Source organism: Arthrobacter sp. LjRoot14 (assembly GCF_964253905.1).
Lineage (GTDB): Bacteria > Actinomycetota > Actinomycetes > Actinomycetales > Micrococcaceae > Arthrobacter.
Genome location: NZ_CAXURL020000001.1, coordinates 824,729 through 837,448 on the forward strand (window position 1 = coordinate 824,729; position 12,720 = coordinate 837,448).

Sequence of the window (12,720 nt, forward strand, 5' to 3'; positions counted from 1 at the left end):
CATGGTTTTGTCCTTGCCCAGTACGGATGCTCTTGAGTGTCCTGGAACGGCGGGGGCGGGGCGCAGGCGGTTTAGTGTTTGGCACACTGTTGGGTCCTGAGGCAACAGGACCGGGAGGGTTTCTTTCCGGGTTTGTTTGTTTCTGGTTTCCTGGCTGCATCGATCATGCATGTTTGTGTGTGTGGGGTGTGTGGTACGGGGTTGTTGTTTGAGAACTACATAGTGGACGCGAGCATCTTTTATAAGAAGCAATTTCCAAGAATATGAACCTGGATCTGTCGCTGTTGTCCTTCGGGGCGGTGGTGGTGGTTTTCATGGTTCTCTCGAAAATTAGCGTTTTTGATCTTTTGTGGTCAAGTTTTTAAGAGCACACGGTGGATGCCTTGGCATTAGGAGCCGAAGAAGGACGTAGGAATCTGCGATAAGCCTGGGGGAGTCGATAACCGGACTGTGATCCCAGGGTGTCCGAATGGGGAAACCCCGCCAGGGACGCGAGTTACCTGGTGACCCGCATCTGAACACATAGGGTGCGTGGAGGGAACGCGGGGAAGTGAAACATCTCAGTACCCGCAGGAAGAGAAAACAATAGTGATTCCGTTAGTAGTGGCGAGCGAACGCGGATCAGGCTAAACCGTTCCATGTGTGATAGCCGGCGGGCGTTGCATGGTCGGGGTTGCGGGACTTTCCGTGCTGTCTCTGCCGGGACAGCGAGGTGTGATGTGCAGGCATAGGTGAACGGTCTTGAAAGGCCGGCCAGAGAGGGTGTGAGCCCCGTAACCGTAATGTTGTGTACCGCCTGGGAAGTATCCCAAGTAGCACGGGGCCCGAGAAATCCCGTGCGAATCTGTCAGGACCACCTGATAAGCCTAAATACTCCCTAATGACCGATAGCGGACCAGTACCGTGAGGGAAAGGTGAAAAGTACCCCGGGAGGGGAGTGAAACAGTACCTGAAACCGTGTGCTTACAATCCGTCGGAGCCAGTCTGATTCTGGTGACGGCGTGCCTTTTGAAGAATGAGCCTGCGAGTTAGTGTTACGTCGCGAGGTTAACCCGTGTGGGGCAGCCGTAGCGAAAGCGAGTCTGAATAGGGCGTTGCAGTGGCGTGATCTAGACCCGAAGCGAAGTGATCTACCCATGGCCAGGTTGAAGCGACGGTAAGACGTCGTGGAGGACCGAACCCACTTCAGTTGAAAATGGAGGGGATGAGCTGTGGGTAGGGGTGAAAGGCCAATCAAACTTCGTGATAGCTGGTTCTCCCCGAAATGCATTTAGGTGCAGCGTTGCGTGTTTCTTACCGGAGGTAGAGCTACTGGATGGCTAATGGGCCCTACAAGGTTACTGACGTCAGCCAAACTCCGAATGCCGGTAAGTGAGAGCGCAGCAGTGAGACTGTGGGGGATAAGCTTCATAGTCGAGAGGGAAACAGCCCAGACCACCAACTAAGGCCCCTAAGCGTGTGCTAAGTGGGAAAGGATGTGGAGTTGCGAAGACAACCAGGAGGTTGGCTTAGAAGCAGCCATCCTTAAAAGAGTGCGTAATAGCTCACTGGTCAAGTGATTCCGCGCCGACAATGTAGCGGGGCTCAAGTACACCGCCGAAGTTGTGGCATTCACATTTTATCCAAGCCGCCTCCTTTGTGGGGTTGGTTCAGGAGTGTGGATGGGTAGGGGAGCGTCGTGTGGGCAGTGAAGTCGCGGTGTAAACCAGCGGTGGAGCCTACACGAGTGAGAATGCAGGCATGAGTAGCGAAAGACGGGTGAGAAACCCGTCCGCCGAATGATCAAGGGTTCCAGGGTCAAGCTAATCTGCCCTGGGTAAGTCGGGACCTAAGGCGAGGCCGACAGGCGTAGTCGATGGACAACGGGTTGATATTCCCGTACCGGCGAAAAACCGCCCATGCTGAACAGGGGATACTAACCGCCCGAGACCTGCCCGATCACCCTTGTGGTGTGAGGGTTTTGGTGGAGCGCGGGACCTGATCCTGGGAGGTAAGCGTATTAACAGGTGTGACGCAGGAAGGTAGCCGAGCCGGGCGATGGTTGTCCCGGTCCAAGGATGTAGGGCGAACGGTAGGCAAATCCGCCGTTCATGATGCCTGAGACCTGACGGGACCCCTTTAGGGGGGGATTCGGTGATCCTATGCTGCCTAGAAAAGCATCGACGCGAGGTTTTAGCCGCCCGTACCCCAAACCGACACAGGTGATCAGGTAGAGAATACTAAGGCGATCGAGAGAATTATGGTTAAGGAACTCGGCAAAATGCCCCCGTAACTTCGGGAGAAGGGGGGCCCCAACCTTGATGGACACGTGCTGTCCGGAGGGGATCGGGGCCGCAGAGACCAGGGGGAAGCGACTGTTTACTAAAAACACAGGTCCGTGCGAAGTCGCAAGACGATGTATACGGACTGACTCCTGCCCGGTGCTGGAAGGTTAAGAGGACCGGTTAGCCGCAAGGCGAAGCTGAGAATTTAAGCCCCAGTAAACGGCGGTGGTAACTATAACCATCCTAAGGTAGCGAAATTCCTTGTCGGGTAAGTTCCGACCTGCACGAATGGAGTAACGACTTCCCCGCTGTCTCAACCATAAACTCGGCGAAATTGCAGTACGAGTAAAGATGCTCGTTACGCGCAGCAGGACGGAAAGACCCCGAGACCTTTACTATAGTTTGGTATTGGTGTTCGGAGTGGCTTGTGTAGGATAGGTGGGAGACGTTGAAGCCCGGACGCCAGTTCGGGTGGAGTCATCGTTGAAATACCACTCTGGTCACTTTGGACATCTAACTTCGGCCCGTAATCCGGGTCAGGGACAGTGCCTGATGGGTAGTTTAACTGGGGCGGTTGCCTCCTAAAAAGTAACGGAGGCGCCCAAAGGTTCCCTCAGCCTGGTTGGCAATCAGGTGTCGAGTGTAAGTGCACAAGGGAGCTTGACTGTGAGAGAGACATCTCGAGCAGGGACGAAAGTCGGGACTAGTGATCCGGCGGTACATTGTGGAATGGCCGTCGCTCAACGGATAAAAGGTACCTCGGGGATAACAGGCTGATCTTGCCCAAGAGTCCATATCGACGGCATGGTTTGGCACCTCGATGTCGGCTCGTCGCATCCTGGGGCTGGAGTAGGTCCCAAGGGTTGGGCTGTTCGCCCATTAAAGCGGTACGCGAGCTGGGTTTAGAACGTCGTGAGACAGTTCGGTCCCTATCCGCTGCGCGCGCAGGAAATTTGAGAAGGGCTGTCCTTAGTACGAGAGGACCGGGACGGACGAACCTCTGGTGTGTCAGTTGTACTGCCAAGTGCACCGCTGATTAGCTACGTTCGGATGGGATAACCGCTGAAAGCATCTAAGCGGGAAGCTCGCTTCGAGATGAGATTTCCATACACCTTGTGTGTGAGAGGCCCCCAGCCAGACCACTGGGTTGATAGGCCGGATGTGGAAGCGAGGACTAACGACTCGTGAAGCTGACCGGTACTAATAGGCCGATAACTTACACCACACACCCCTTTCGTGAACGGATTCAAAAGACGTTCACACCATGAAAAGGGGTAAAAAGAAAACAAGACTGCTTGCGTCCACTATGTGGTTCCCAACCAACAAACCCGTTGCGTTGCAGGAACAAAACACAACAAAATAACAACACCACTAATGTTGTAACCACAAGATTTCCCAACCCCTGGCGCACGTGCCGGGGGTCCGGGTAGAAGGGTTACGGCGGTCATAGCGTGGGGGAAACGCCCGGTCCCATTCCGAACCCGGAAGCTAAGACCCACAGCGCCGATGGTACTGCACCCGGGAGGGTGTGGGAGAGTAGGTCACCGCCGGAACATCATTCAGGTCGAGAGCCCCAACCAGGCAACTGGTTGGGGCTCTCCCACGTTAACCACCAAAACCCCACACCCCACACCCAGGCCCGGCGCCCCTCCCGACACACCCTCTCTCACATCCGGCACCCCTTTTACCGGACCCTCTCTCACATCCGGCACCCCTTTCGACACACGCTCTCTCAGATCCGGCACCCCTTTCGACACACGCTCTCTCAGATCCGGCACCTGGTTTGGCCCACGCTCTCTCACATCCGGCACCCCTTTTTGCCGGACCCTCCCGCACATCCGACGGCCGCCGGACCAGGCACCCCTCGAACCCCCGCCACAACCGGGAGAGCGTCCGGAAACCACCCGCCACAACCGGGAGAGCGTCCGGAAACAACCGGCCACAACTGAGAGAGCGTCCGGAAACAACCGGCCACAACTGAGAGAGCGTCCGGAAACAACCCGCCACAACTGAGAGAGCGTCCGGAAACAACCCGCCACAACCGGGAGAGCATCCGGAAACAACCCGCCACAACCGGGAGAGCATCCGGAAACAACCCGCCACAACTGAGAGAGCGTCCGGGTAAAGTTGTTCAGCATGGATAACCTCTTCAGCCACGCGTTCCCTGCGGACGAAGCACCCGATCCCGTGGATGGCCTCGACGCCGTGGTGCACACTGTGGTGGTGCCCGGTCCGGTCTCCAAGGCGTTCATTGGGTTCACCGAACACACTCACCTCTGGTGGCCGCTCGAGGACCACAGTGTCTTCGGTACGGGTTCTTACGTGGAGTTCGAAGAGAACCTGGTTATGGAAACCGCGGATGATGGCCGGACCGCGGTGTGGGGAACGATCGACGACTGGCAGCCGCCGTTGTCTTTTCATGCCAGCTGGCACCCGGGGACCACTGCGTTGTGGTCTACCGAGCTCCGCGTGGCTTTTAGGGCAGTGGAAGGCGGCACAGAGCTTCGCCTCGTCCACGACGGCTGGGAGGGTGCCGAAAACCCTGCCGTAACACGCGCTGAATACGATGCCGGCTGGCCGGACGTACTGGCCCGCTTTGCCCGGTTCATGGGTGGTGTAGTTGGCTAGGGTACGGCGCATGGCTGAGGGGGAGTGGGCATCCTTGCGCGCCGTGAGGCTGGAAATGCTGGCCGATACCCCAGCGGCTTACGTTGAATCCCTGGCGTCCGCCCAGGCGCAGACCGAGGGCCAATGGCGGAGCCGCGCCGCTGCGATGACCGCTCCCGGAAGTGTGACGTTCGTTGCTGAGGACGGTTCGAGGACCAATGTGTTCTGTGGCCTGATGCGTGTGGTGGTGAAGCATCCCCAGGAGCCTAATCGGCCGCGCCAAGCCATGCTCATTAGTGTTTATGTGGCCGTACCGTATCGGGGAAGCGGCCTCGCCGACGAGATGCTCGGCAGGTCGGTCGAGGCCGCAGCAGGTGAGCTGGAGTGCGGACTGCTGCAGCTCGGCGTCCACGAAGACAATACCCGTGCCCTGGCTTTCTACGCGCGCCACGGCTTCGGTGACACGGGGCGGCGGGAAGCCTATGCGCTCGATCCCGGGAAGAAGGAGATCATCATGGAGCGGGAGCTGCACTCGCGCGCGCCGGCCGCCTAGCGATACCATCGGAGAAAGTCAGCGCTGCGCAGCGTCTGCCGGTGGCACGGAGGTGCTGGACCTGACCACGAAGTTCGTGGGGAACTCCGTATCGGTTGCACCGCCGTCGGCTGCGTCCTCAAGGCCCGCCAGCAGGAGCCGGACCGCCAGGGCCCCCTGTCCACGGGCGTCCTGATCGAAAGTGGTGAGGCCAAATACTTCACCAAGTTCGTGGCCGTCGATTCCGATGACGGACAAGTCATAGGGGATCCGCAGACCGAAGTCCCGTGCGGCCAGGATGGTTCCGATGGCCATCTCGTCTGAAGCCGCGAACACCGCCGTGGGGCGTTCGGACGTGCCCCCGAGCAATTGCCGGGCACTCGCGTAGGCGCCCTGGATGGTGAAGTCGGCGGAGGCCTGCCATTCCGGACGGACGGCAACCCCGGCAGCCGCCATGGCTTTCTCGAAGCCGCCTTGACGCGTTCCGGGGAGCCGGAAATCCTGTTGGTAGGAGGCGTCGCCGGTCATGTGGGCGATCTGGGTGTGCCCCAGCCTGATGAGGTGGCTGGTTGCTGCTTCGGCGATTCCCGGGTCGTTAATCCTGATCGTGGAGGCGCCGGGCAAGGGGCCGCCGATTCCCACGATCGGGCGGTGAATGGCGAGCAGTTGCTGTATTTCGGCTTCACTGAGTTCGAGTGACACCGCGATGACCGCATCAACACGTTTCCGCAGCAGGAAGTCGTTCAAGACGCTGTGCCGGCGGTCAGGCCCTTCACTGACGTTGTATAGCGTCAGGTCGTACCCGGCGTCGAGCAATGTGGCCGAAACCCCTTCCACCACCGACGAGAAAAACCAGCGGTGGACGGAAGGGACAACAACACCCACATTGTGGTTCCGGCCTGAGGCCAGGCTAGAGGCGTGGTACGACAAGACGAAACCGAGCTCGGCTGCTGCCGCCTGCGCGCGTTCGCGGCTGCGGGCGGACACATTGCCTTTGCCGCTGAGGGCCCGAGAAACGGTGGCGATGGACAGGCCCGCACGCTCAGCTACGTCCTTGATGCCGGGCATATTCAGTTCTCCGTGTTCTTAACCGCCAATTCCAACGACCGCCGGGTCATCCAACCTCAAGGTTCAGCCAGACCGTCTCACCCGAGCCTAGCTGATGACCGCCAGAGTTCGTCTCAGCTGACTCCGGGGAGCTGCGCAGCAGCACCCGGCCGGCCGGGAGTTCCAACGGTCCAGGTCCCGTGTTCATGACCACAAGGGTGGTGCCGTTGACGTAGGCCAGGGACGTATCGCTGCACCAGCTTTCCAGCCATGCCAGCGAGCCCCGGCCGAGGTCCAGCTCCCTCCGCATTGCCAGCATCCGGCGGTAGAGGTTCAAATGCGACGTCGGCTGTTCAGCCTGCGCATCACGCGCCAGTTCGCTGAAGCTCGCCGGCTGCGGCAGCCAGGGAGCCTGTCCCGAGCCGAAGCCGGCGTGCAGTTCGGCGGCACGCCAGGGAAGGGGCACCCGGCAGCCGTCGCGGCCCAGCCGTTCTCCTCCGGTGCGCGCGAACGTGGGGTCCTGGCGCTGGCTGTCCGGTATGTCGATTCCGTCCGGAAGGCCCAGTTCTTCGCCCTGGTAGAGATACGCCCCGCCGGGAAGTCCCAGCATGAACATGGAGGCAGCCGCGGCCCGGCTCCTGCCCAAGGCAAAGTCGGGCTGCCGGTCAAAGGTGCCGATCCCGTCGCCGTCGCGCGGTGCGGGTCCGTCGTAGCCGAAGCGGGTGGCGTGGCGGACGACGTCATGGTTGGACAGTACCCATGTGCTTGGCGCGCCGACGGCGTCCAGCGCCACCAGGGAGTCCGTGATGACGCCGCGTAGGCGGTGTACGTCCAGGCCCGCATGGAGGTAGGGAAAATTGAACGCCTGGTGCATTTCGTCCGGGCGGACCCAGTCGGCCAAACGTGGCAACGGGTCCACGTTGGCTTCGGCACAGAGGATGCGGTCCGGACCGTACTCGGCCAGAATCCGGCGCCACGCCCGGTAGATGTCATGCAGGGCGGGCTGGCCGAACATCGGTGCGTCATGGCCGGGGTAGCCGTCGCAGCTGTTGCCGTCGGCCCTGCCGCCCCACTCCGGCAGGCCGGGAGCCTTCACCAGCGCGTGGGCCACGTCCACGCGGAATCCGGACACGCCCCGGTCCAGCCAGAAACGCAGCACCCGCTCGAATTCATCGTGGACTGCCTGGTTGTCCCAGTTGAAGTCGGGCTGGGAGGCGTCGAAAAGGTGCAGGTACCACTGCCCGGGCCGGCCGTCCGGCTCCGTGATGCGTGTCCAGGCGGGTCCGCCAAAGTGCGACTGCCAGTTGTTGGGAGGCTCTTCACCATAGGTTCCCAGGCCGTCCCGGAAGATGAACATGTCACGTTCCGCACTGCCGGCGGGGGCGGCAAGGGCAGCCTGGAAAGCGGCGTGCTGGTCCGAGCAGTGATTCGGAACAAGATCCACGATCACCCGCAGGTTCAGGCGGGTTGCCTCCACCATCATGGCGTCGAAGTCGGCCAGGGTGCCGAACAGCGGATCGACGTCGCAGTAGTCGCTGACGTCGTAGCCGGCGTCCTTTTGCGGTGAGCGGTAGAACGGCGACAGCCAGACGGCATCGACATCGAGTTGGGCCAACTGGGGCAGCTCTGCAGTGATGCCGGCAAGATCGCCGATGCCGTCTCCGTTCAGGTCCCGAAAGGACCGCGGATAGACCTGGTAGATGACGGCGGACCGCCACCAGCCGGAAGCTTCATCAGCAGTGTGGACCTGGGTCAGTGGCCCCGCCGCGACGGCGGGGGCTTTGAGCATTGAGTCAACGGACATGCCGGTAATCGTAGAACGGAACAAGCCAGAATTGAAAACGCTTCCAATTGTGACGTAGGACTCATTGCGCGTGAGGTGACCTCCTGTTTGGCCCTGCAATACAGGCTGCAATGAGCGATAGGCCCCAAAGGTGAGGCCGGCGTCCCGCTTTGCGCGCCAGGCTACTGCCGAGTAGGGTGACTTTCCATCATGAGTCATCCCGTGTACTTTGGAAGCGCTTGCAGCTGTGAGCCACATCACCGACGATGCCACAGGGCCCAGGGGGCCGACGCGTGGATGCAGGATTTTTTATGAAAGGGACACCAATGAAGGTGCAGAACACCCTCGCGAGCGGGACCAGCCGCCGCGTCTTCACGGCGGGCGCGCTCTCCGTCGTGGCAGCCTTGGCGCTCAGCGCCTGCGGCGGCGCATCGGCCACCGCACCGGCAACCGCTACCGCTAAGCCGGACCTGAAGTCTGCCGGTGCAGGCACCATCACCATGTGGGTCGACGCCGAACGGTCACCGGCGCTGAAAGACATCACCGCCAAGTTCCAGGCCGATACCGGCATCGAGGTCAAACTTGTCGTCAAGGACTTCGCCGCCGTCCGCGATGACTTCATCACCCAGGTCCCCACGGGCAAGGGCCCGGACCTGATCGTCGGACCGCACGACTGGGTCGGCAAGTTCGTCCAGAACGGCGTCATTGCTCCGATCGAACTCGGGGACAAGTCGTCGGCCTTCCAGGATTCCTCCATCAAGGCCATGACCTTCAACGGCTCCGTCTATGGTGTCCCGTACGCCATCGAAAACATCGCGCTGCTGCGCAACACCGATCTGGTGGCCGAGAGCGCGGCAACGCTGGACGAAGTAGTGGCCAACGGCAAGAAGGCAGTGGAGGACGGCAAGGCCAAGTTCCCGTTCCTGGTGGGCATGGATCCCAAACAGGGCGACCCCTACCACCTCTACCCGCTGCAGGCCTCCATGGGTTCGCAGGTCTTCGGCCAGTCTGCCGACGGTGGTTACGATCCCAAACAGCTCCTCATCGGTGACGCCGCCGGCGTCGAGTTCGCCAAGAAGCTCGTGGCCTGGGGCGATGCAGGTGAAAAAATCATCAACTCCAACATCACCGGAGACATCGCCAAGGAGAAGTTCCTGGCAGGCGAATCCCCCTACTTCCTGACGGGCCCCTGGAACGTTCCGGATGTCCAGAAGAAGGGCATCAAGTTTGCTGTGGACGCCCTGCCGACGGCCGGTGACAAGCCCGCCCAGCCGTTTATCGGCGTCAACGGCTTCTTCATCAGCGCCAAGAGCGCCAACGCCCTTGCCACCAATGAATTCGTCACCAACTACCTCACCTCCGAAGCGGCGCAGGATTCCATGTACAAGGCCGGCGGCCGCCCGCCGGCGCTGAAGGCCTCCTTCGAGAAGGCAGCCAGCGATCCCGTGGTGGAAGCATTCGGCAAGATCGGTGCCACCGGCGTGCCCATGCCCGCCATTCCGGAAATGAGCGCAGTCTGGGCCGACTGGGGAGCCACTGAACTCGCGCTGATCAAGGGCCAGGGCGATCCCGCCGCAGAGTGGGCCAAGATGGCTGCCAGCATCAAGGCGAAGATCGCCGGCTGACGCCGCCCGCCGGTTCACTCCGGCCGGCTGACGCCGCCCGCCGGTTCACTCCGGCCGGCTGACGCCGCCCGCCGGTTCACTCCGGCCGGCACGGGCCGGGCAGCTTTGCCGCTGCCCGGCCCGTTGCTGCAGCGCCAGTCACTGCAGCGCCCCGCACTTTCCACGGCCCCGCTTCTCCCAAGGACCATAGACAGCCATGCCCAAAACAGATCTTTTCCAGGATTCCCCGCCGCCCCCGACGTCGGGAGCCGGACCAACGTCGGGAGCCGAGCCGACGCCGGGTACCTCGCCATCACAGGGTGGCCGCACCTCGGGCCGCCGGCCGGGGTTGCCAAACCGTCGCTCCCGGCAGGATTCCCTCAAGGGGACCGTGGCCAAGATCGTGCTCCTGGGCCTCGTTGACGCCGTGGCCGTCTATGTCCTGATGATGCTCTTCCTGAGCCAGTCCTGGGGTGCCCTCGCGGTCTCGTCCGCCGTCGTACTGGCCATTAACTGGATCTACCTCCGCAAGGGGGGACTGCCCGCAAAATACCTGGCGCCGGGCGTGCTGTTCCTGCTTGTGTTCCAGGTCTTCGTGGTGCTCTTCAGCGGTTACATCGCTTTTACCAACTATGGAGACGGGCACAACAGCACCAAGGACGACGCAATCGCGGCCATCCAGCTCACGGCCCAGAAGCGTGTCCCTGACTCACCGGCCTACAAGGCAGCGGTCCTCACCAAGGGCAACGACTTCTACCTGCTGTTTACCGATCCGGATGGCAAGGCTTCCATCGGCAGCACCGGTTCGCCTTTGCAGGAAGTGCCCGGCGCGGGCACCGACTCCACCGGCAAGGCCAACTCCGTTGACGGCTACCGGACGCTGAACTTCCAGGAAATCGTGGCAAACCAGCAGGAGATCCTGGCCATCACCGTGCCCGTCTCGGAGGACCCGGCGGACGGCACCCTGCGCACGGCGGACGGCAGCAGCGCCTACGAGTTCAAGCCGGCCCTGACCTATGACGCGGCGGCCGACACGTTCACCGACACCGACACGGGAGCCGTCTACCGGGACAACGGCAAGGGGGCCTTCGCGGACAGCAACGGCCAGACCCTCACCACGGGCTGGAAAATCGACGTCGGCATGGAGAACTTCGCCCGCGCCTTCACCGATCCCAGCCTGCGAGGGCCGCTGCTGGGTGTCATCCTCTGGACCTTCACCTTCGCCGTAGCCTCTGTTGCGCTGACCTTCGCGCTTGGCCTGTTCCTGGCCATCACCTTCAACCGCGAGGACCTGCGTGGCAAGAAGGTCTACCGGATCCTGATGATCCTGCCCTACGCCTTCCCGGCGTTCCTGTCCGGACTGGTCTGGTCCGGCATCCTCAACCCGCAGTTCGGCTGGCTCAACCAAACGCTGCTGGGCGGCGCCACCATCGGCTGGCTCACGGACCCGGTCCTGGCCAAGATCAGCGTCCTGGTGGTCAACCTGTGGCTCGGCTTCCCGTACATGTTCCTGGTCTGCACCGGCGCCCTCCAGTCGCTGCCCACCGAGCTCGACGAGGCTGCGCGGATGGACGGCGCCGGCCCGTGGCGCGTCTTCCGGTCCATCAAGCTTCCCCTGCTGCTGGTCTCGATTGCCCCGCTGCTGATTTCCTCCTTCGCTTTCAACTTCAACAACTTCAATGTGATCTACATGCTCACCGGCGGCGGGCCGCGCTTCGCGGACACCGACCGTGACATTGGAGCCACGGACATCCTGATCACGCTGGTGTACAAGGTGGCGTTCGGGCAGGGTACCGGCCGCGACTACGGCCTGGCCAGCGCCCTGGCCATCATCATTTTCATCATCGTGGCCACCGTGTCGGCCATCAGCTTCAAGCAGACCAAAGCACTCGAGGACGTGAACTCATGAACGGGTCAACGGCACGCACCGGTACGACGGCGGCACCCGCCACAGGCTCCGCCGTCACCGGAGCAGGCACCGCAGCAGGCACTACCGTCGAGCAGCTGAAGAAGCTGCACCGGCGGCGCACGTTCGGTGTCTGGTTCAAGGACAAGGGCTGGCGGCACCTCGTGGGAGTCGCCGTGACCATCTTCGCGATCTTTCCGCTTCTCTATGTACTGTCCGCCGCGTTCAACTCCACGGGCACGCTCGTGGGCTCGAACGCACTCTTCAGCAAGCTGGACCTGGGCAATTTCACCGCCTTGTTCAACGACCCGTCACGGCCCTTCGGCCGCTGGTTCGTCAACACCATGGTGGTGGGCGTGGTGACCTCCGCAGCGACGGTGTTCCTGGGAGCCATGGCCGCTTACGCATTTTCCCGCATGCGGTTCAAGGGGCGCCGGATCGGGCTGCTGAGCCTTCTCCTGCTCCAGATGTTCCCGCAACTGCTGGCCGTGGTGGCCATCTTCCTGCTGCTCAGCGGGATCTCCGAGGTCATTCCGGCCCTGGGCCTGGGCAGCCAGCTCGGCCTGATCATGGTGTACCTTGGCGGTGCCCTGGGAGTGAACACGTACCTCATGTACGGCTTCTTCAACACCGTCCCGCAGTCCCTGGACGAGGCGGCCAAGATCGACGGCGCCAGCCACGTGCAGATCTTCTTCGGCATCATCCTGCGCCTGGTCACCCCGATCCTCGCAGTGGTGGGGCTGCTCGCCTTCATCGGAATCTCCAGCGAATTCGTCATAGCCAGCGTGGTGCTGACCGACCCGGACAGCCAGACACTCGCCGTCGGGCTCTACTCCTTCGTCGCCCAGCAGCGTTCGGAGAACTGGGGGGTCTTCGCCGCCGGCGCCGTGCTCGCGGCCGTCCCGGTAATGGCGCTGTTCCTGTTCCTTCAGCGCTACATCGTCAGCGGCCTCACCCAGGGCTCGGTCAAGGGCTAA

The 12,720-nt window shown here is 61.8% G+C and carries 7 protein-coding genes and 2 rRNA genes; 7 read left to right on the forward strand and 2 right to left on the reverse strand.

Features of this window, described 5'->3' with window-relative positions; translation table 11 throughout:
- Positions 1-351: 351 nt before the first annotated feature.
- The 4 genes from ACSQ12_RS03915 to ACSQ12_RS03930 all read left to right on the forward strand — a co-directional run bounded on the left by ACSQ12_RS03915 (position 352) and on the right by ACSQ12_RS03930 (position 5,424).
- Positions 352-3,489, forward strand: a 23S ribosomal RNA gene (locus tag ACSQ12_RS03915).
- Positions 3,490-3,700: 211 nt separating this feature from the next.
- A 5S ribosomal RNA gene (gene rrf, locus ACSQ12_RS03920) occupies positions 3,701-3,817 on the forward strand.
- A gap of 583 nt (positions 3,818-4,400) precedes the next feature.
- A complete protein-coding gene (locus ACSQ12_RS03925; RefSeq protein WP_436064410.1) occupies positions 4,401-4,892 on the forward strand; it encodes an SRPBCC domain-containing protein in 492 nt (163 codons plus the stop codon).
- Between the two features lie 10 nt (positions 4,893-4,902).
- Positions 4,903-5,424: an N-acetyltransferase family protein gene (locus ACSQ12_RS03930; protein WP_436064411.1), complete on the forward strand. Its 522-nt coding sequence runs from the start codon at positions 4,903-4,905 to the stop codon at positions 5,422-5,424.
- Between the two features lie 18 nt (positions 5,425-5,442).
- Here the strand turns inward: ACSQ12_RS03930 and ACSQ12_RS03935 are convergent, their stop codons facing one another.
- Positions 5,443-6,471: a LacI family DNA-binding transcriptional regulator gene (locus ACSQ12_RS03935; RefSeq protein WP_436064412.1), complete on the reverse strand. Its 1,029-nt coding sequence runs from the start codon at positions 6,469-6,471 to the stop codon at positions 5,443-5,445.
- A 46-nt stretch (positions 6,472-6,517) separates the two neighbouring features.
- Complete coding sequence (locus ACSQ12_RS03940) at positions 6,518-8,254, reverse strand: glycoside hydrolase family 13 protein (protein ID WP_436064413.1); 1,737 nt, start codon at positions 8,252-8,254, stop codon at positions 6,518-6,520.
- 305 nt (positions 8,255-8,559) lie between these two features.
- Here ACSQ12_RS03940 and ACSQ12_RS03945 point away from each other — a divergent pair, with 305 nt between their 5' ends.
- From ACSQ12_RS03945 to ACSQ12_RS03955, 3 genes are all read left to right on the forward strand, one after another.
- Positions 8,560-9,858, forward strand: coding sequence for a sugar ABC transporter substrate-binding protein (locus tag ACSQ12_RS03945; protein WP_436066928.1), 1,299 nt, complete (start codon positions 8,560-8,562; stop codon positions 9,856-9,858).
- Between the two features lie 196 nt (positions 9,859-10,054).
- Positions 10,055-11,746: an ABC transporter permease subunit gene (locus ACSQ12_RS03950; protein WP_436064414.1), complete on the forward strand. Its 1,692-nt coding sequence runs from the start codon at positions 10,055-10,057 to the stop codon at positions 11,744-11,746.
- Entirely contained in the window at positions 11,743-12,720 is a 978-nt protein-coding gene (locus ACSQ12_RS03955) for a sugar ABC transporter permease (protein WP_436064415.1), read from the forward strand. The genes ACSQ12_RS03950 and ACSQ12_RS03955 overlap by 4 nt, the downstream gene beginning before the upstream one ends.

What these genes read in the sequence shown, in the direction of transcription:
- ACSQ12_RS03925 (WP_436064410.1), top strand. Translation starts at nt 4,401, where the DNA reads ATGGATAACCTCTTCAGCCACGCGTTCCCTGCGGACGAAGCACCCGAT.
- ACSQ12_RS03930 (WP_436064411.1), top strand. Translation starts at nt 4,903, where the DNA reads ATGGCTGAGGGGGAGTGGGCATCCTTGCGCGCCGTGAGGCTGGAAATG.
- ACSQ12_RS03935 (WP_436064412.1), bottom strand. Translation starts at nt 6,471, where the DNA reads ATGCCCGGCATCAAGGACGTAGCTGAGCGTGCGGGCCTGTCCATCGCC.
- ACSQ12_RS03955 (WP_436064415.1), top strand. Translation starts at nt 11,743, where the DNA reads ATGAACGGGTCAACGGCACGCACCGGTACGACGGCGGCACCCGCCACA.
- ACSQ12_RS03950 (WP_436064414.1), top strand. Translation starts at nt 10,055, where the DNA reads ATGCCCAAAACAGATCTTTTCCAGGATTCCCCGCCGCCCCCGACGTCG.
- ACSQ12_RS03945 (WP_436066928.1), top strand. Translation starts at nt 8,560, where the DNA reads ATGAAGGTGCAGAACACCCTCGCGAGCGGGACCAGCCGCCGCGTCTTC.
- ACSQ12_RS03940 (WP_436064413.1), bottom strand. Translation starts at nt 8,254, where the DNA reads ATGTCCGTTGACTCAATGCTCAAAGCCCCCGCCGTCGCGGCGGGGCCA.